The sequence below is a fragment of the Paenibacillus sp. CF095 genome (genome assembly GCF_900101225.1).
Classification (GTDB): Bacteria; Bacillota; Bacilli; order Paenibacillales; family Paenibacillaceae; genus Paenibacillus.
In genome coordinates this window covers 755,494-775,767 of record NZ_FMZN01000001.1, presented here as the reverse complement: position 1 = coordinate 775,767, position 20,274 = coordinate 755,494, and the positions used below count along the sequence as shown (strand labels likewise).

Sequence of the window (20,274 nt, the reverse complement as noted above, 5' to 3'; positions counted from 1 at the left end):
GTATTCATTTTAATCTATGTTTATACCGCTTGTTTACATCCGCATTGCTGCAAAATGCTTACATTAACATTTGCGGGTCTACATCCAGACTAATAAGCAATTTCTGCGCCTGAACATCATCGTCCATGCGCCGGGCCGTAGCCAGAGCGAGTCCTATGGCGTCTACATCCCCCCGCCATTTTATCATACATTGGAATCTGTATCTATTCTTGATCCGTGGAATTGGGGATGCTACCGGCCCTAGTACATCAAAGGCATCATTGCTGAAACGATCCAGACTGCCGAGCCATCCGGCCGCATTAGCCTTCTCTTTCAGTATTCGCGTATAGTTCTCGGCAAGACGAATCAATACCGGAAGCTGCTCATGCGAAAAGGTCACCAGAATCAGGCGACAGTATGGCGGATATTGCAAATTGCGACGGTGCAGCAATTCCTCACGTACAAACGACACGTAGTCATGCTGACTCGCATGACCAATGGAGTAGTGCTCCGGCGTATAGGACTGAACAAACACTTCACCAGGCAATTGGTGCCGACCAGCTCGGCCCGCTACCTGTGTTAGTAACTGAAACGTTTTTTCCGCAGCCCGGAAATCAGGTAAATTCAACGCTGAATCGGCTGTTATCACGCCAACCAGGGTTACATCCGGGAAATCAAGTCCCTTCGCAACCATCTGGGTGCCCAGCAATACATCCGCCTTTTTCTCACGAAACTGTTTCAGCAGCTTCTCGTGAGCCCCTTTTTCCGTTGTTGTATCCACATCCATCCGAATGACCCGAATACCCGGAAAGAGCTTGGCAAGCTCTTCCTCGACTCGCTGTGTACCTGTACCAAAGTATCGAATATGCTCACTTCCACAGTCCGGACACACTTCCGGAGCCGCTTCCGCATACCCGCAGTAATGACAACGAAGATTATTCGAGCGCTGATGGTACGTTAATGAAATATCACATTCGGGACAACCTGCCACATATCCACAACTTCGGCACATAACAAAGGTCGAATATCCACGGCGATTCAGCAGAAGCACCGTCTGTTCACCACGTTCCAAGCGCTCCTCCAACCCTTTGTGCAAAGCCCTGCTGAACATGGAGCGGTTGCCATCCTTCAACTCTTCACGCATGTCAACGATTCGCACTTCAGGCAACTTGTTACCCAGTGCCCGTGTTGGCATCTCCAGTAAAAGTGGTGCAAAATCATCATTACTTTGCGAGCGTGCCGCATAATAACTTTCCAGCGAAGGTGTCGCTGAACCCAGAACAACCACGGCCTGATGCTGCTGTGCTCTTTTTACCGCCACATCACGGGCATGATATTTCGGAGTTTCTTCCTGTTTGTAGGAAGTCTCGTGTTCTTCATCCATAATGATCAACCCAAGCCGACTGAATGGAGCAAATACGGCTGAACGCGCCCCAATCGCAACCTTCACCTGACCTTCACGAATCTTGCGCCATTCATCATAACGTTCACCGCCAGACAGACGACTGTGCATAACAGCAACTTGGTCCCCAAATCGCCCTTTAAAACGTTCTACCATCTGTGGTGTGAGTGCAATCTCGGGAACCAGAACGATAGCCTGCCGATCCTGCTCGATGCATTGTTGAATGGTTTGAAGATAGACTTCCGTCTTGCCACTTCCCGTAACACCATGTAACAAAAATACCCCGTGGCGTTGTTCCTGCAATCGGCCATTGATATTGTCGTAGACAAGTTTTTGCTCATCAGTCAGAACCAGCGGTTCAGTCGCTTTGAACTTCCTGCCCTGATAAGGGTCACGAAAGACCTCAACGTCCTCGGTGACGATCAGTCCCTTATCCTCAAGCCCCTTAATCGTCGCAGCCGATACCTGTAGTGTAGATAACACTTCTTTCATCGGCATGGGCAGCAGTTCTTTCATTTCCAGCAAAAAAGCCAGAATCTCCTTCTGTCGCTGTGCTTTCGCCGGGAATGAAGCAAGTGCTTTCTCTGCAGCAGCAATATCTACAGCCAGATCAACGGACTTCATCGTTTTTTTATTTAACTTGTCCTTGATGGCCTGACTTTCCAGCAGCACGCCACCAAGCAATAATTTCTTAATTAGTGCAGCATGATTGGGATATTTTCGACTCAGTTGTTGCAGCGGTACCTGACCCCGACTTTTGACAAAACGGATGATATCCTGCTGTACTTTCTCGGTCGTAGACTCTTCTCCCCAAACAAATAACACCTCATCATCCGGTTGTGCACCCGCCATCTGTCCATCAAGTGCATCTCCCAGCGAGATGTATCGCTCTGCTTTCCCTTTCAATGCCGTCGGCACCATGACCTGCAATGACAAAATCCGGTTACTGGCGTAACGTCCACTCATCCATTCGGCCAACTCAACCAAATCCTTTGACAACGGGGGAACAATGTCCAGCAACTCCTGAATCTGCTTAAGCTTGAATGATTCCTCTCCGGTACGCGGCACAAGATCAATCACGAATCCCTGCACCGTCCGATGACCAAAAGGTACACCCACCCGGCTGCCAATCTCGATCCATTCCCTCATCGATTCAGGTACCAGGTAATCAAACGGCCGGTCTGTTTCCTTCACGGGAACATCGACTATGACCTTGGCAATCTCCATATCCTAATTCCTCCCGGCAATGCGCTCCGCCGCAATCCGGAGCAACCGGTGAGCCACATCGTCCTTGGCCAACACTGGAAGCTCCTCCACCAAACCTTCCCGGTCATAGATATGTACCGCGTTGGTGTCTGTTCCAAATCCTGCACCCGTGCGGGTTACGTCATTGGCTACGATCAGATCACAGTTTTTCCGTTCCAATTTCTCACGTGCATACATCTCAACCGACTGAGTCTCCGCAGCAAAACCAATCAAAAACTGATGGGTTTTCTGTTTGCCCAGCGTTTCAAGAATATCTATATTTTTAACAAGTTCGAGCGACAGCGTGTCGCCTTTCTTCTTGATCTTCTCGGTATAAACTTCCTTTGGACGATAATCGGCAACTGCCGCCGCCTTAACCACGATATCAGCATCGTCCCATTCGCGTGTTACCGCTTCATACATATCCTGTGCAGACTGTACAGGGATCAACTCAACGTTCTCCGGTGGCTTGGCTTGGGTATTGCCCATAACCAATTTCACATCTGCCCCCAGATCACGCGCAGCTGCAGCTATGGCAAATCCCATTTTGCCAGATGAATCGTTCGTAATGTATCGTACTGGGTCAATGCGCTCAATCGTACCTCCAGCCGTAACGACAACCTTCTTGCCTTGTAACAATGGAGCTTGTCCCTGCCGACTACGTTCTGCAGAATCGCGCTGTTCAAAGAAACGTTCCACCACATCCACAATGCTCTCCGGTTCTTCCAGACGTCCCTTGCCCACATATCCACACGCAAGCAAACCTTCACCTGGTTCAATCATCATAGCGCCCCGTTCAACAAGCAGGTTCATATTATGCTTTACAGCTGGATGATCATACATATGTACATTCATCGCTGGAGCAATCATAACAGGGGCTGTCGTGGCAAGAAGAGTTGTTGAGAGCATATCATCTGCCATGCCATGCGCCATCTTGGCAATTACATTAGCTGTTGCCGGAGCAACCAGAACAAGATCCGCCAGATCGGCCAGATGAATATGAGATACGACTGCTGGTTCACGCTCATCAAATGTATCGGTATATACGGTGTTTCGGGTCAACGTTTGCAGCGTCAATTCGGTAATAAACTGTGTAGCGGAAGCTGTCATAATTACATGAACATCCGCTCCCTTTTGTACCAGTCTGCTGCATAATGTTGCCGCTTTGTAAGCGGCTATGCCGCCAGTCACACCAAGCACGATTTTTTTACCGTTCAACATGTTTATTTCCCCCGATATTTATACGACGTCTAAGTAAGATTCCGTTAAAATATGCTTATTCGTAAAAAAATAACAACCTCGCGGTTGTCAATTAATCCGGCTTGCGCCGTATGCAGTTGAAGAGCAGCCGCAGGCGGCTTACTCTTCTTCTTCGTCCTGTCCTTTGATGACAACGAGCAGGTCTCCATAGATTTCTTCCAGTGCAACGCCCACTTGTTTATGGGATCTCGCACCTCTTAAATCCGATTTTTCACCTTCACGTAGCTGTCTAGCCCGGCGGGAAGCAGCAACAACAAGGGAATACTTGCTGTCGACTTTGTTCATCATTTCATCAATAGAAGGATACAGCATATTAACAAACACCTCTTCGCATTAGTATAATCGCAAGTTGCCGCCTGACAGAACTGATGTGGCATGTCTTCACACCCGGGCATTCCGAGAAGGAGTGCTTCAGTATATGATATGACAACTGCCCCACTTATATCGCATTCTGCAGCGGCAAAAGGGATTATTTATTGATCTTACAATGTTCGGCGATTATGATGCTTTCTATTCTCTTGCACGCCAAATCAATTTCATCATTAACAACAGCGTAATCATACTGCTCCAGCAGACTGATCTCATCAACCGCCACGGACATCCGGTGATCAATGGTCGCTTGGCTTTCGGTACCACGGCCCTGAATGCGATCTTTCAGCTCGTCCAATGAAGGAGGAAGCAGGAAAACAAAGATCCCTTCCGGGAATTTCTCTTTCACTTTTAACGCGCCTTGAACCTCAATCTCCAGAATGATGTCGCGGCCTTCGTTAATCGTTTTCTCTACAAAATCACGCGGTGTTCCGTAATAATTACCAACATACTCCGCATGTTCCAACAATTGATCTTCAGCAATCATGTTCTGGAACTCTTCATGACTTCTGAAGAAATAGTTCACACCATGTTCTTCACCAAGACGAGGCTGACGGGTTGTTGCCGATACGGAATAGATCAATTCCGGAACCCGTTTGCGCAAAGCGCTGCATACAGTACCCTTCCCGACCCCAGATGGGCCGGACAACACTACAAGTAATCCCTTAGACATATTACACTCCATTTTATTCGTCGTTATCATCATCTTTCGAAGAAAGACGATGGGCGACCGTCTCAGGCTGAACTGCAGACAAAATGACATGATCGCTATCCGTTATAATTACGGCACGAGTACGTCTTCCGTACGTTGCATCAATCAGCATGTGACGATCTCTTGCCTCTTGTATAATTCTCTTGATCGGCGCCGATTCCGGACTCACGATGGATATAATCCGGTTCGCCGATACGATGTTACCGAATCCAATGTTAATGAGTTTGATTGCCATAATCAGGTTCTTCCCCCTATACATGCGACTCTTTTGCCGAAATTAGGCCGATCATTCGATATTCGCAGCTTGCTCGCGAATCTTCTCCAGTTCCGCTTTCATCTCGACAACACGATTCACCAGAGCCAAATGGTTGGCTTTTGATCCAATCGTATTGACTTCCCGATTCATCTCTTGAATTAGAAAGTCCAACTTACGACCTACCGGCTCATCACTCTTCAGCAGTTCCCTGCTCTGTCCAAAGTGACTCTGTAGACGCGTAAGCTCCTCTTCTATGTTAGAACGATCGGCAAACATTGCAATTTCCATACCCAATTTATGCTCATCAAAAGGGAAAGAGCCTTCTTCCTGCATTTCCGTAAGCCTTTGTCTTAGCTTGTTGCGATAATCACTTACCACAGTCGGTGCAAGATCAAGCATCTCGGTATGCAGTGACTCCAGACGGGTAATCCGCCGTTCCAGGTCACTGGCCAGATGAAGACCCTCGCGAGCGCGCATCTGTTCAAGGCTGGACAGAGCCTCTTTCAATCCTTCCTGCAGAACTCGCTCCCATTCGTCCTTCTGCTCTTCGGGAATGGAACTTGTCCCATCCGAATGAACCATGACGTCCGGCAGACCAAGCATATCCACAATACTTGGTTTGCCCTGCATTCCATATTGGGTCTCCAGTTGCTCTGCAGCCTGCAGATAGGCCCTGACCGTCTGTTCATTCAGAACAGCGGGAAGAGCCTGGTCTTCCTCTTTTTCTTTCATTACATAAACATCAATCCGCCCACGTTTCAAACGACTCTGTACGATCTTCCTCAAACCGTCTTCATAATACGTCCACTCTCTTGGCAGACGCATCATCACTTCGCAATAACGATGATTAACAGATTTGATCTCTAATTGTACCTTATAGCCGCCAAAATGAAAGGCGGATTGACCGTATCCGGTCATACTGAATGACATCGGCATCACATCCGTTTTACTATTGTAATTGATTATTAGGGTTGAAACAAGTAGGACATTGATGCTCCGACTTCTCCCATACGTATTGAGTCAGTTCGGCCGTCATGCCGTAGAACATAAACGGTGTCATAAGATAGATGCCTTTGAAATGCGCTGTTGCTACGTCCAGCAATTCTTTGGCAATTTTTACCCCCATCGCACGGCCTTCTTCGCCTTCCAGACCTGCCATACGGGAACGCACTTCATCCGAAAGCTGAATTCCGGGAACCTCGTTGTGCAGATACTCTGCATTCCGTCCACTCGCCAGCGGCATTACACCTACAAAAATGGGCACATCCAGATGTTTGGTCGCCTCGTGCATTGCTACAATCAACTCAGGATCATAGATCGGTTGTGTCATGATGTAATCTGCACCAGAGGCAATTTTCTTCTCCAGACGCTGTACAGCTTTCTCCAAATATTTCACATTGGGATTAAATGCTGCTCCGATGACAAAACCCGCTTTTTGCTTCAGCGGTTTACCTGAGAAAGCCACTCCATCGTTCAACTGTTTGATCATGCGTATGATTTCAAAAGAAGTCAGATCGTATACCGAGCTTGAACCCGGCAGATCACCAAATCTTGCAGGATCTCCTGTTACAGCCAGTACATGATTAATGCCCAGAGCATCAAAACCCATCATGTGGGACTGTGTTCCAATCAGGTTCCGGTCACGGCAGGCAATGTGCACAAGTGGACGAAGGCCCGTGCGATCCTGAACAAGGTGACCTAGCGCCATGTTGCTCATCCGTGTAACCGCGAGTGAATTATCGGCCAGTGTCAGGGCATCGGCTCCTGCTGCTTTTAATGTCTCGGCACCTTTCATGAACTTGGCAATGTCCAAGTCACGCGGCGGGTCAAGTTCAACAATGACCGTGTGACGCTGCTTGACCAGATCAACGATCGTAGGCTGTCCTCCACGCCCGGAACGCTCATCCACATGTTCATGCAACACAATACGCGGTTTGGATTCTGACGGATCAGGCTCCAAAATAGGCGAAGGTATATAGTCAGCAAGCGCCTCTTTCATGGCGGTAATATGATCAGGTGTCGTACCACAGCAACCGCCGATAATACGAGCGCCCAGTTCGGCAAATTGCACTGCCGTCTGACCAAAGTACTCCGGAGTTGCTCCATAACGGAACTGACCATCTACATAATCTGCTGCACCCGCATTTGGATAAACAGACATTGGGATACCAATACGTCCAGAGACGGTTTCCATGGCACGCATAATCCCGTTTGGACCTGAGCGACAGTTAAAACCAATGACGTCCGCGCCCTGCTCCCGCATAATCCGGAAGGCTTCAGGCATCGTATATCCGTCCAGTGTATGTCCTACATCCTCTACAGCGAACTGTCCAATTACAGGCAAATCACTCAGCTTGCGCGCTTGCAAAAGGGCAATATCCATTTCCTCGATATCATAGAAGGTCTCAAGCAAAATGCCATCCACGCCTTCATCAAGCAGTGCAGAGATCTGTTGTTGATAAAAGCGCTTCAGTTCACTCGTTGACACGTTCGTCCGCTTGCCACCTCGAATGGAACCAACTGCACCAAGCACATAACCGGTATCCCCAGCTACCTCTTTGGCAATGCGTACGCCGGCACGATTCACGTCCTCCACCTTGGACTCCAGACCGAACTTGGACAACTTGTCGTAATTGGCAGAATACGTATTTGTTTCAAATATTTCTGTACCTGCATCCCGATAACGGCGATGTACATCCGCCACTACTTCAGGTGAAATCAAGTTCAATTCTTCATATGAAATCCCCACTGGGAACCCCATTTGGTACAGATATGTTCCCATGGCCCCATCTCCAACGAGAACCCGTTCCTGCATAACTTTGCGCAAATCCGCCTTCATCCCATTTCCCCCCGCCTAGCTGTGATCATTTACATACTAATGTAACACAAAAAACGCTAAAAAACGAAGAAAAACACAGGTTTTTGATGAGTATCCAGCTCATATGGACTTTCTTGCCATACAGCCCCCAATATGTCTCTGTACAGGAGACACGACCTGTTCTTTTTAACAAAAAAAGAGGCCCGCAGGCCTCTTTGGTTACACCTTCCACTTTTTATGAAGTGATTCCCTTAAAAACAACTTCAGCAGGTCCAGTCATGTACACATGATTGTCAGCTTCATTCCACTCAATGTGGAGATCCCCACCCTTAAGGCTGATGATTGCTGTACGATCCGTATGTCCATTCAGGACAGAGGATACCAGTGTTGCACAAGCTCCGGTTCCGCAAGCAAGTGTTGGACCAGCTCCGCGTTCCCATACACGCATGTCCACATATCCACGGTCACGAACTGTAGCAAATTCCACATTGATTTTTTTCGGGAACATGGGATGTACTTCAAGAAGTGGGCCCCAAGTCGTGAGGTCAAAATTAACAGCATCATCTACATAGATAACCGCATGCGGGTTACCCATGGATACGGCAGTGAATTTGAACGCATGTCCATTCGCTTCAATGTAGTGATCAACCACTGGATTGGCATCCACCGTTGTAGGCACTTGAAGACCGTTCAGAATCGGCTCCCCCATATCGACACGAACCGTTTCCACTTTACCATCACGAATATTGAGACTCACAGGTTGTACCCCTGCACCAATCGTTTCAATGGTGATCTGCTCCTGATTCACGTGACCATGATCGTATACATATTTGGATACACAGCGAATGGCATTACCGCACTGCTCTGCTTCCGAACCGTCCGAATTCATGATGCGCATCTGAAAGTCCGCCTTCTCCGAAGGCAGTATATAAACCAGGCCGTCCGCACCGATGCCAAAGAAACGGTTGCACCAGTTCACAGCCAGTTCTGCTGCATCTGCCGGAAGCTCCTTTTCACCAAATACAACGATAAAATCGTTACCAAGTCCATGCATTTTCGTAAATTCCATAATCTTGCCCACTCCTTTTGGCAGTCTGCTGCCAAAGCTATATTCTTGCTCTTCTACAGGATTACCATAGAAATTCATATTCAACATTTACACAAAAAAGCTATCCTGCAAAATGCCAAAGCTCTCGCTTCGAATCATTTTGAGGATAGCATAACGAAATAGGTCAGGAAAAGGTATTGATTTTATGCCGAAAACTTTGTACTTTTCGGTACGAAGCGGCCAGAACCACCCATACGGCGGCGGTTACGACGACCACCCCAGACGCTGCCTGCGCCCATAAGGAACGTTGGAATGCCCGCTGCAACGATGCAGATCGCCCATTCACGCAAACCAAGCGGTACGGTTTTGAAGATCGGCTGCAACGGTTCAACGTACATCACAACCAGCATCAGTACAACGGATGAAATAACCGCAAGAACCAGATATTTGTTCTGTAAAGGATTCCGGTGGAAGATGGACCGCGAACTACGGCAATCAAAGACATGAATAAGCTGCGCCAAAACGAGTGTAGCAAAAGCTACCGACTGTGCCTTAATCAGTTGACCCGGGTTATCCGGTGCAGCCTGAAGGGTAAGCCAGAAAGCTCCGAGTGTACATAATCCAATTAATACACCCCGGCTGACGATTTTCCAACCCAGTCTGCGGGCAAAGATATTCTCCTTGGCTCCACGGGGTTTGTGTTCCATCAAATCCTTCTCAGGCTGATCTACCCCGAGCGCCATTGCAGGCAAACCATCCGTCACCAGGTTAACCCACAGAATTTGAATAGGTACGAGTGGTAGCGGCAAGCCCATCATCATCGCAAAGAACATTGTCAATATTTCGCCAACGTTCGATGCCAGCAAATAACGGATAAATTTGCGAATGTTCTCATAAATATTACGGCCTTCTTCAATGGCAGCCACGATCGTTGAGAAGTTATCATCACTCAGAATCAGCGCCGAAGCTTCCTTCGTGACATCTGTACCCGTAATGCCCATCGCAATCCCGATGTCTGCCGCTTTAATGGCTGGAGCATCATTGACTCCATCTCCTGTCATGGCGACGACATGCCCTTTGCGCTGTAACGATTTTACGATGCGAAGCTTGTGTTCTGGAGATACCCTTGAGAACACGTAGATGCCCTCTACCTGTTTATCCAGTTGCTCGTCTGTCATGCCTGCCAGTTGCTGACCACTTAACGACGCGCCTCCGCGGGGAAGAATCCCCAGCTGATGCGCAATGGCTTCTGCCGTTGTTCCATGATCACCTGTGATCATGACGGTACGAATGCCCGCTTTGCGGCATGTGGCAATTGCATCTCGTACTTCACGACGCGGTGGATCTATCATACCTGCAAGTCCTACGAAGACAAGTTGACTTTCGGCGGCGTGTTCGTCAGCCACTTTTTCTTCCGGCCGCACTTCACGATAGGCCATTCCGAGGACACGCAGTGCTGCTCCAGCCATACTCTCGTTAGCTGCCATCACTTTCTGCCGCAGCGTTCCAGTGAAAGGTACGACCTTGCCTTCCCACAAAATATAACTGCAGTGTCCGATTAACACATCCGGTGCACCTTTGGTATAGATCATTCGGCCCCCCTGGTGATGAACCAGGACCGACATGCGTTTACGCTCCGAATCAAACGGGAATTCCTGCTGGCGGGCATACAACTCTTTGAGTCCGGCAGGAGTAAGCCCCATTTTGGAGGCCAGTGTGACCAGTGCCCCTTCCGTCGGATCACCTTTCAGCTCCCAGAATACATTTTCTCCCTTGGCCGCTTCTTCTTGGAGATCATCTTTTTTCGTATTTTTCTTACTTTCCTTTTTGGTATCCTTGCCCTTTTTCTTGTTCCCCATCTGGCTTGCAACGCTCTCCACAATACTCGCATTGTTGCAAAGCGCACTGATCTGAAGCATCCTGCGCAGGGACTGGTCACTCTTCAGTTCCACCGTACGACCGTTCTCCAGCATCTGCCCTTCAGGTGCATACCCATCCCCGGTAACCTTGATGTTACGTCCCTCCAGCCACACATCCGTTACCGTCATCTTGTTCTGGGTGAGTGTGCCAGTCTTATCCGAACATATTACGGATGCACAGCCCAGAGTTTCGACGGAAGGCAGTTTGCGTACAATGGCTTTACGTTTGATCATTCGCTGCACGCCAAGTGCGAGTGCAATGGTTACAATAGCCGGCAGACCCTCCGGTATGGCAGCCACCGCGAGGCTAACCCCTGCCAGAAACATGCCAACGGCTGGTTGACCGTGTAATATCCCGGCGACGACAACCATAATGGTTAATCCCAATGCGACAAAAATCAGAATTTTGCCCAGTTGTTCCAGCCTGTGCTGTAACGGTGTTTCCTGCTCCTCCGTATTCTGGATCAGATCGGCGATTTTGCCCATCTCCGTCTCCATCCCCGTACGGATAACCACGCCTTTGGCTGTACCACGAGTGACCATGGTACCCATAAAACCAATATTCTTCTGATCACCCAGCGGAACATCCTCATCGGCAATCGGAAGGCAATGTTTGCTTACAGGAACCGATTCCCCGGTAAGTGCTGACTCCTCAACATCCAGACTGTTTGTTTGCAGCCAGCGCACATCAGCGGGTATACGATCCCCACTCTCCACCATAATAATATCCCCGGGGACAAGTTGTTTGGCGGCAAGGTGTACTTCCTGGCCTGAACGAAGCACTTTGGCAAGAGGTGCAGACAACTGTTTCAATGCACGAAGAGATCGTTCAGCCCGGAATTCCTGTACAAACCCCAGAATCGCATTCAGTACGATAATAGCCACAATCGTTACCGCATCCAGATACTCACCCAACAATCCGGATACCAACGTTGCTCCCATCAACACCAGCACCATAAAATCCTTGAACTGATTCAAGAGCAATGTAATCGGAGATATGCGTTTCCCCTCGCTCAGCTCATTCGAACCGACCACTTTCCTCTTCTCTGCTACAGCTTCATCCGTCAATCCTTCCTGCGGGCTGACGCCAAGAGTGTTACGAAGCTCTTCATCACTAAGTTGATGCCACTTGGTATGTTCCATGCTTCAAGTTTCCCTCCCAGTCTGTATTTCATCTGCAAAATAAGCTCACATGTTTCACCGGCGTGCTGGTCGACAGGCTGTACACTATGCCGGACAAACTACCTGCTCTATATGTATTCGGACAGGTCTGTGATTAGCACCCGGAAGGTGAATCCTTTCCCTGATGGACAGAATAGGATAAAATATAAGTCTGCGATGTTCTGCGCAGTACCGATTCCAGCGTTCAACAGGCAAGCAACGAAGAATCTGCAGCCAGTCCTTGTTTTTTTACATACCTGGTTGCACGGTTTCAGTTATATAGATGAAGCATTTGGCATGATAAATGCAGATGCTCGATAGAGAGAGGAAGTGGAAAAAATGGCATTGGACGGCATTGTAACACGGGCCATTGTTCATGAATTGCAAGGCTGCATTGGTGGACGTATCAGCAAAATCCATCAGCCGAATGGCCATGATGTAGTTCTCACCCTGCGTGCTCAACGCGGTAATAGTAAATTGCTTGTTTCGGCAAGCCCAACCTATCCCCGTGTGCATTTTACGGAAAAGACATTCCTTAACCCTACTGAAGCACCCATGTTCTGCATGCTGCTCCGCAAGCACTGTGAAGGTGCAATCATTGAGGAGATCCGTCAGATTGGCATGGAACGTATTATCCACATCAATGTGCGCCAGCGCGACGAACTGGGGGATGTTTCAGTTAAACGGATCATCATTGAATTAATGGGGCGTCACAGTAATATTATTTTACTTGATCCTGTAACTGGAACAATTCTGGATGGCATTCATCATGTGACTCCTTCCATCAGCAGCTACCGGGTAATCATGCCTGGATTCTCGTATACCGCTCCACCCGAACAACATAAAAGTAATCCGCTCGAAGTGAGCCGGACAGCATTCGAGGACAGCTATCATGCCGTTGAAGAAGAGGCATCACGCTGGCTTGTGAATTCCTTTAGCGGTCTTAGCCCGTTAATTGCGGGAGAGATTGCTGCCCGTGGGATTGCTCTTGAAGGCACCGTGAGCACTCCAGATGTGGTTGAGGGTGAGAGCCGAGTTGAGGCTGGTGCACTCTGGAACGCTTTTGAAGCCGTGATGGGACCTGTCAGAGATCATATCTACACGCCTGTAACCGGAACAAACGCCAAAGGCAAAATGATTTTCTCGGCCGTTCATCTTCAGAGCATTCAGGACTTGGAGAAAACCTATGACACGATGAGCAAGTGCATGGAAGATTATTACGGAGACAAAGCTGAGCGGGACACGGTAAAACAAAGAGTAAGTGATCTGCTCCGTTTTCTGCAGAATGAGCGAAGCAAAAACATCAAAAAGCTGGACAACCTGAACAAGGACCTGCTGGAAGCGGACGATGCAGACAAGTTCAGACTATGGGGTGAGTTGCTATTCGCCTCCCTGCATCAGGTCCACAAAGGGGACAAGAGCGTGGAGCTTGTGAACTTCTACGATGAAGACCAAGCCAACATTACCATTCAGCTTGATCCACTGCTCACACCGTCTGACAACGCACAACGTTATTTCAAGCGGTATAACAAATACAAGAACAGTCTGGCTGTCATTCATGAGCAGCTTGGCAAAACCAAAGACGAGATTGACTATCTCGATAACCTGTTGCAGCAATTGTCCATCGCATCTATGAACGATATTGAGGAAATACGGGATGAGCTTGTGCAACAGGGATACCTTCGTGATCGCAATAAAAAGGGTAAAAAGAAGAAGAAAAGTGACCGTCCGACCGTACACCAGTTTACCTCTTCTGAGGGAATTGATATTCTTGTGGGCAAAAACAACCTGCAAAATGAGTATGTGACCAACCGTCTTGCTTCTTCCAACGACACCTGGCTGCATACCAAAGACATTCCAGGTTCACATGTCGTTATTCGCAGTACGGACTTTGGTGAAGCTACATTGGAAGAAGCAGCACAGCTTGCTGCCTATTTCAGCCAAGCCAAGGAGTCCAGCAGTGTGCCTGTGGATTACACGTTTATCCGTCATGTGCGCAAACCAAGTGGTGCGAAGCCTGGTTTTGTGATCTATGATCACCAGAAGACCTTGTTTGTCACGCCAAATGATGAATTGATCAAAAGTCTGCCATCAACCATTAAAAATGGATAAGGCTATATAGATGTAACAGTAGCAATAAGAAAATCCCCTGACCATTAACGGTTCAGGGGATTTTTGTGGTTTCACTACTTGTTTCAATGTTATGTGAAGCTCAGCTTATTTAGTTTCTCATTGAATATTAATTCATTTATATGTATAATAATTCAATTGTGATAATTAAAACTACTGTTAAGGAAGTGTATCATGACCATACATATCAGAGAAACTCAACCTGATGATCTGAAACCCCTGATGGCATTAATGCATGACTATGTGGTGGGATTCTACAACAACCCTTGGCCTGGTGATCAATCCATCCAGCTTTTGATCAACAACCTGCTTAATCAGCAGATCGGTGCTCAATTCGTGGCAGAAGAGGACGGGAAGCTTATCGGATTTTCCACCCTGTTCTTTACTTACAGCACGATGAAAGCAGAGCGTGTCGCCATCATGAATGACCTATTTGTTACGGAAACATTCAGAGAGGGCGAAGCAGAAGCCAAATTATTTGCACACTGTCAGCAGTATACGCGTGACCATGGATGTGCATATATGTCTTGGATCACAGCAGTGACCAATGAGCGGGCACAGCAATTATTCGAACGTCTTGGGGCTAACCGTGGCGCTTGGGTAAACTATTCCATTACGTAGACTCTTTTGAAAACAAAAAAAAGGGACATGCAAACATGAAGGTTCAGCCCTATCATGATTGCATGTCCTTTTCTCCTTCGATCTTAAAATGTAGCCAGTAATACAGAATTTATTATAGTCAGATGGAGCGTTGCAACGTCTCGCTTACTCTACTTTTTGCTGTGAAGCAGCTGCCTTCAGCCTTTCCAACACATCAACCGTTACGGTCTTGCTACCAAGATCCCCGTGGAAAACAACACCTTGCCGTTTGCCATGATAATCAGATCCACCTGTTTCAATGAGGTCGTATTCCTTGGCCAGCTTACCATACCTGCGTTCCTCTTCCGGGCCATGGTCCGAATGAAACACCTCAATGCCATCTGGACGAGAGTCTTCGATGATACGTCGCACCAATTCATCATCATTATAGAGACCCGGATGGGCAATCACAGCGGCTCCACCAGCGGCTCTGATCCACTCACACGCATCCTCGGGTGCAACTCGGGGTACAGATACGAAGCCTGGCTTGCCTTCAGCAAGATACCGATCGAATGCATCCCGCATGTCAACTGCGTATCCCTTCTTCACCAGCACATCCGCCATATGAGGCCTTCCAATACTCTCATCCGGCTCTAATGGTCGTCCCAGCTCATCCAGTACCTCCTGCCAGCTTATATCAAGCCCGAGTTCTTGGAGCTTGGCGATAATCAGATGATTCCGCTCATCTCGCGCTTCTCGTAATCCGCGCAACCGTTGCAGGAACTGCTCATCCTCCGTATTCACATAATACCCGAGCACATGAATATCTTTCCCACCAGCCCGAGTGCTGATCTCCACTCCGGCAACAACATCAATATCGTACTCTTTTCCCGCTTGCTGAGCTTCCGCTACACCAGCTACTGTATCATGGTCCGTTAGGGCAACCGCAGATAGCCCTTTTTGTTTGGCAAGCTTCACATTATCAGCAGGTGGCTGCATTCCATCGGAAGCCTGACTATGCGTATGAAGATCACAGCGTCCTTGGCGCTGATCCATGAACAACAGCTCCTTTGTGTAAAATTGATTATGATTCAATCTTATCTATCATTGATGTTGCCAACTATTATGCCTTCCCCGTCTTATGTACCGACTCAGGCCGCTCCTGCTGACGCAGATAATTTAGGAAAGCGACTGCTGACAGGGGCAACAAGGACGATTTTAGATGGATGGCATAGAACTGCCTTTTGAATTCGAGTCCGCGGATATCCACAATATGAACGAGTCCCAGAGCCAGTTCATGCTGCACCGAAGAAGGAGATAACATCGTAATACCTACCCCTGCCTCCACGGCTGATTTTACCGCTCCTGTACTGCCAAGTTCCATTACAACATTCATATCCTGTGGATCAATCTTTTTCTTTTGCAATTGGTCTTCCATCACCTGACGAGTACCCGAGCCCTTCTCACGCAGCACAAAAGGATAATTCATGACATCCTCAATATTCACTTTGCTACGCTTAGCCAGATCATGCCCGGCAGGTACAATGAGTTTCAGCTCGTCCTGCATGACAGGCTCTACAATCATGTCCGGGTGGTGCACTGGCGCTTCAATCAGACCAAAATTAAGCTGGTGCTTTAATATATCATCCATAATTTGCGTTGTATTCATCACTTTCATGACGATTGAAATATCCGGATATTGAAGCGCAAATGGTCCGAGCATGCGCGGAAGCACATATTCCCCGATCGTTAAACTGGCTCCCAGCTGGAGTCTGCCCTGTAACATCTGGGTAAACGCCGACATCGCTTCGTCCGTCTGTCTGACCAGCTCTACACTCCGTTTCGCATGAGGTAATAAAGTCCGACCCGCCTCGGATAATTCTATTTTTTTGGTGGAACGATGCAGTAACTTGGTGCCAAAATAATCCTCCAATGATTGAATCTGCATCGTTACTGCCGGTTGAGTCATATGTAATGCTTGTGCAGCAGCCGAGAAACTCCCCTTCTCTGCTACCGTATAAAAAATATGCAATTGGTGAAAATTCATATCTTCGCCCCTCTTCGATTACACTCTCTACATTGTAGCCGATTTCCCGCTTGGCAACAAAAAAAGCATGCAGCTTGTCTGCATGCGATAATACTTGAATCTATGATTTCAACATATTGAATCTACTCAGGCTTACTTATGCTTGCGGCTATTTTTGACCAACGTCATTCTTCTTGAATGTCTTAACCATGAATAATATGATTTCAGGTCCCTCAACTCAATAGTCTCCGACATACGTCCCAGAAACGTAACCACAATCATTTTGTGCAGCGGGTTGCCCGCAATATCATATTCTCCTTCAAGTTCGGAAAATTCGGCGACCACCACCAGATCCTCATCAATCAGGTAGACGTCCTGTTCATTACGGTAGTATGGTGTTATACGGTCCTGCTTCAGACACTCCCATAACCACGCCGCAATATGGTCATCATCACTACGTGCAGGCTCAATACGGTCTGCATACCGCATCTTGGCATGATGGGTAATGACGATGTCGGCCACTTTCTTGTCTCCAAGAGCCACGAAAAACGGCTCGTAGGTGCTCCAACGTTGCATCACCTTATCACGCATGGGAATCACTCTCCACCAGATAGGACTTTCTATCTATTTATTACCAAATATATTACAACATTAGTCCCGCAACCTCAAGGCGTAAGTTTAACTTTTTTTCATAAGAGTCCATTTGTGCATAATTCAAGAAAAGAGCGACCCCAAAGGGTCCCTCCAGTTTCTCGTCTATATTCCGTAAAAGCTCGTTTTGTCCATCGTTTTGCTGGCATACTCGGTTTTGATCTCATTACGATACGAGCGTTCGATCTTGCGCACGTAGGAAAGTCGCTTCACATTTTTCATCGTATCATCAGCCCGTTCTGCATTAACATACATGACTACATAATGCATACGGCGGGAGATATAATGCACGGTGCCATATTTTTCGAGATTACGGGCAGCCTTCAAATCACTGACCCAAATAATGAATCCTGTCCTTTCCGCAAACATCATCGTTCCCCGCCCTTCTATAATGATTACTTAACTGCAACCACACTTGCCGCCACTACCGCAGCCGCCCTTCGGATTCGGGTCATTGCTCGGTACTTTAATGGTTGTTGACACTGCGAATGCAATGGTCTCTGACATCTGGAATAACATATCATCCAGGGACTTCTCTGCCTGTTTGAAGCGGATTACCGCCTCGAAATTTTCCAACTCCTGTTCCAGAGCCTTCACCTGGTCTTTTGCTGCATGATAATCCGGGTGAAAATGACCGAAACGCTGTGTTTCTTCAAACAATTCCTTCTTGGCATTCAGCTTCCGAATCCCCATCTGAATCTCAGGGGTAGTCTCGACTTGCTGCTTCCAATATAAATAATCCGATACTTCGGCAGATTGGTTAATCATGTCGCCCAGTTCATATGCGCCCGTTAACACTTGGGCCATATCGACCGTGTTCATTTCCGCTACGCTCATGAAATATTCATCCTATCTATATATAAAGTTCTACTTAAGGTAGACTACCTCATCATAGCATATCCATGAATAGTTAAGAAGAGTTTTTCCTGCAATTAGAAATAGGGGGAGCTCGAAAATTCGCCTTTCAACCTGATATTTACGTGAAATAGTCAGGTTATGACATCATCTGGCAAGATAAGACGCATTGTATCCCACTCTGACGGGGAGAATGTACGCCATTCCGTCTCTGATGTATGTTCATTTGAATCCAGCATGCACCAACCGCTTAAAGTCCATTGTTCATGACCCTCTACCTGATGTGGAATGAGGTATTGCGTACGATTCTCCTGTTGTATCCCCAGCTTAGTCTGCCACTCAATGGCTTTGGTAGCAATCTGTCGTGCGGTTGAACTATGATATCGACGCCACTCCCTGTACCAGGTCTCCGGTATCTCTTCAAATCCCAACAGAGAGAACTTCTTCTCAATGACAGAATGATCACGCTCCAACCCATGCAGAAATGCAGGGACATCAACCAGACCTTGATTATCCGGTGTGTAGAAAGAAGAATATACATCGCTCAACACATCTTTTTCTAATAACTTCGGATCATCTGCGGAGCCTGTACTTGCCTCCATTACCTTCAAACTCCGATTTACAGTCAACAGTGCAGCATCGGTCTCCTTGCCCCAATCTGCTAACGCAATCCGTACATTCTCCGGTATACCTGTCAGAGCATATTGATCCAGAAACTCCATCACTTCATGTAATCCATACCCTCTGGCTATGGCCGAAATGAATCGTTCTCTTGTCAAACGGTAGATGGACATTCGATCACACGTCACCCGTTCTGCGCATTGCTCCAGCATCCAGATCACATCAGGCCCTGCGTCCGGTGGCACCAACATTTCAAAATCAGGCTGGATGTAAAATCCACACGGCTCCGTCCCACTTACCATCTCATGTGCCCGATTTAACAGGCTCTGTGGTTCGATCAACCAGCGGAATGCCAGCTCTCCGGACTGATCTTCTCCTACTTCACCATAACCCCAGCCAGCCAGTGCGTAGAGCCAGCCCCTGACCCGTGGTGTCAATTCCGAATTCTCTATATGGCACCATATATTCTTTTCGGGAGCAAACACTGCCAATTGATAACGGAAATGCTGCAACACGGGTTCAGCTTCTCCGTATCTTTCCATACACGCTTGATATATTTCCCGATGCATATGTCTCCACGAGAGCTTCAACCATTTTTGTAATCGATGATCTACAATCTGAATTCGGCCATCTGACTTCTGAACCAGATTCAAACTGAGCAGTAGATCGAGAAGGATCGCTACGTGGGTCGGATACAAATCCGAATGTTCATATTGGATGCCCAAACCATCAAAATCTGTAGCGGATAGTACTGTTATTGCACTTAATTTTTGAACCATTCTCTTATGTATCGTACCTTTACCTGTCAAAGGAAGTCCTTCTCTTCCGATCCAAGCGATCAGATGAATCAACTCTGCAGCGAGATCCGGCTTTCCTTCCTGTAGTACATGAGCATGCTGTGCCATCTTTTCAACGGTTATACCCACTCTTTGTGCGTAAGCAATCGTCAATGTCTCCATCAGCGAAGCAGGTATATAGAATAATCGCTCCCCCCAACTCTTATATACAGATTCAATCCATCTTTGCTGCCTAAGGTTGGCGAATGAAGATTTGGCTTCTGCCACACTTAGTCCTTCGATGGCCCACTGTTCTCGCGGCAGGAGGGAGGAAAAAGGCTGACCGGCATGTTTGTGAAAAATTGCACCAAGCACTTTTTGTTCCACCAAAGTAAGCTTTGACCATGAATCAAGGTTCAGTACCACAGGCTCATCTATTGGTTCAAATAAAGACATATCCAATCCCT

General features: G+C 47.6%; 17 protein-coding genes. 2 read left to right on the top strand and 15 right to left on the bottom strand.

The genetic code is table 11. From position 1 onward, the window contains the following. Nucleotides 1-58: 58 nt before the first annotated feature. The 9 genes from priA to BLS69_RS03380 all read right to left on the bottom strand — a co-directional run bounded on the left by priA (nt 59) and on the right by BLS69_RS03380 (nt 12,151). A complete protein-coding gene (priA, locus tag BLS69_RS03420; protein ID WP_091028651.1) occupies nt 59-2,608 on the bottom strand; it encodes a primosomal protein N' in 2,550 nt (849 codons plus the stop codon). A gap of 3 nt (nt 2,609-2,611) precedes the next feature. Next, complete coding sequence (coaBC, locus tag BLS69_RS03415; protein ID WP_091028648.1) at nt 2,612-3,847, bottom strand: bifunctional phosphopantothenoylcysteine decarboxylase/phosphopantothenate--cysteine ligase CoaBC; 1,236 nt, start codon at nt 3,845-3,847, stop codon at nt 2,612-2,614. A gap of 138 nt (nt 3,848-3,985) precedes the next feature. Beyond that, nucleotides 3,986-4,198 (bottom strand): DNA-directed RNA polymerase subunit omega, encoded by a 213-nt coding sequence (rpoZ, locus tag BLS69_RS03410; protein WP_091028645.1) that lies wholly within the window; start codon nt 4,196-4,198, stop codon nt 3,986-3,988. A gap of 157 nt (nt 4,199-4,355) precedes the next feature. Then, nucleotides 4,356-4,928 carry a guanylate kinase gene (gene gmk, locus BLS69_RS03405; protein ID WP_017687445.1) on the bottom strand — a complete coding sequence of 191 codons (573 nt, stop codon included), beginning with the start codon at nt 4,926-4,928 and terminating at the stop codon, nt 4,356-4,358. 13 nt (nt 4,929-4,941) lie between these two features. Further along, nucleotides 4,942-5,202 carry an extracellular matrix/biofilm regulator RemA gene (gene remA, locus BLS69_RS03400; RefSeq protein ID WP_006209218.1) on the bottom strand — a complete coding sequence of 87 codons (261 nt, stop codon included), beginning with the start codon at nt 5,200-5,202 and terminating at the stop codon, nt 4,942-4,944. Nucleotides 5,203-5,253: 51 nt separating this feature from the next. Continuing rightward, nucleotides 5,254-6,153: a YicC/YloC family endoribonuclease gene (locus BLS69_RS03395; protein WP_076211386.1), complete on the bottom strand. Its 900-nt coding sequence runs from the start codon at nt 6,151-6,153 to the stop codon at nt 5,254-5,256. A gap of 19 nt (nt 6,154-6,172) precedes the next feature. Further along, a complete protein-coding gene (locus BLS69_RS03390; RefSeq protein ID WP_091028643.1) occupies nt 6,173-8,062 on the bottom strand; it encodes a bifunctional homocysteine S-methyltransferase/methylenetetrahydrofolate reductase in 1,890 nt (629 codons plus the stop codon). Nucleotides 8,063-8,276: 214 nt separating this feature from the next. After that, nucleotides 8,277-9,110 carry a diaminopimelate epimerase gene (dapF, locus tag BLS69_RS03385; RefSeq protein WP_091034812.1) on the bottom strand — a complete coding sequence of 278 codons (834 nt, stop codon included), beginning with the start codon at nt 9,108-9,110 and terminating at the stop codon, nt 8,277-8,279. A 182-nt stretch (nt 9,111-9,292) separates the two neighbouring features. Then, nucleotides 9,293-12,151, bottom strand: a complete 2,859-nt coding sequence (locus BLS69_RS03380) for a calcium-translocating P-type ATPase, SERCA-type (protein ID WP_091028641.1) — start codon at nt 12,149-12,151, stop codon at nt 9,293-9,295. Nucleotides 12,152-12,508: 357 nt separating this feature from the next. On the opposite strand from BLS69_RS03380, the gene BLS69_RS03375 reads away from it, so the two are divergent. After that, complete coding sequence (locus BLS69_RS03375; protein WP_091028639.1) at nt 12,509-14,281, top strand: Rqc2 family fibronectin-binding protein; 1,773 nt, start codon at nt 12,509-12,511, stop codon at nt 14,279-14,281. 192 nt (nt 14,282-14,473) lie between these two features. Further along, entirely contained in the window at nt 14,474-14,920 is a 447-nt protein-coding gene (locus BLS69_RS03370; RefSeq protein WP_091028636.1) for a GNAT family N-acetyltransferase, read from the top strand. 144 nt (nt 14,921-15,064) lie between these two features. Here BLS69_RS03370 and BLS69_RS03365 read toward each other — a convergent pair whose 3' ends face one another. From BLS69_RS03365 to BLS69_RS03340, 6 genes are all read right to left on the bottom strand, one after another. Continuing rightward, nucleotides 15,065-15,934: a PHP domain-containing protein gene (locus BLS69_RS03365; protein WP_091028633.1), complete on the bottom strand. Its 870-nt coding sequence runs from the start codon at nt 15,932-15,934 to the stop codon at nt 15,065-15,067. Nucleotides 15,935-16,001: 67 nt separating this feature from the next. Further along, nucleotides 16,002-16,925 carry a selenium metabolism-associated LysR family transcriptional regulator gene (locus BLS69_RS03360; protein WP_091028630.1) on the bottom strand — a complete coding sequence of 308 codons (924 nt, stop codon included), beginning with the start codon at nt 16,923-16,925 and terminating at the stop codon, nt 16,002-16,004. Between the two features lie 132 nt (nt 16,926-17,057). Beyond that, nucleotides 17,058-17,495 carry a hypothetical protein gene (locus BLS69_RS03355; RefSeq protein ID WP_017687436.1) on the bottom strand — a complete coding sequence of 146 codons (438 nt, stop codon included), beginning with the start codon at nt 17,493-17,495 and terminating at the stop codon, nt 17,058-17,060. 165 nt (nt 17,496-17,660) lie between these two features. Next, nucleotides 17,661-17,924 carry a YlbG family protein gene (locus tag BLS69_RS03350; RefSeq protein ID WP_026080981.1) on the bottom strand — a complete coding sequence of 88 codons (264 nt, stop codon included), beginning with the start codon at nt 17,922-17,924 and terminating at the stop codon, nt 17,661-17,663. A gap of 30 nt (nt 17,925-17,954) precedes the next feature. Further along, nucleotides 17,955-18,392 (bottom strand): YlbF/YmcA family competence regulator, encoded by a 438-nt coding sequence (locus BLS69_RS03345; RefSeq protein ID WP_036614642.1) that lies wholly within the window; start codon nt 18,390-18,392, stop codon nt 17,955-17,957. A 152-nt stretch (nt 18,393-18,544) separates the two neighbouring features. Then, nucleotides 18,545-20,263 carry a helicase-associated domain-containing protein gene (locus BLS69_RS03340; RefSeq protein ID WP_091028628.1) on the bottom strand — a complete coding sequence of 573 codons (1,719 nt, stop codon included), beginning with the start codon at nt 20,261-20,263 and terminating at the stop codon, nt 18,545-18,547. Nucleotides 20,264-20,274: the final 11 nt, after the last annotated feature.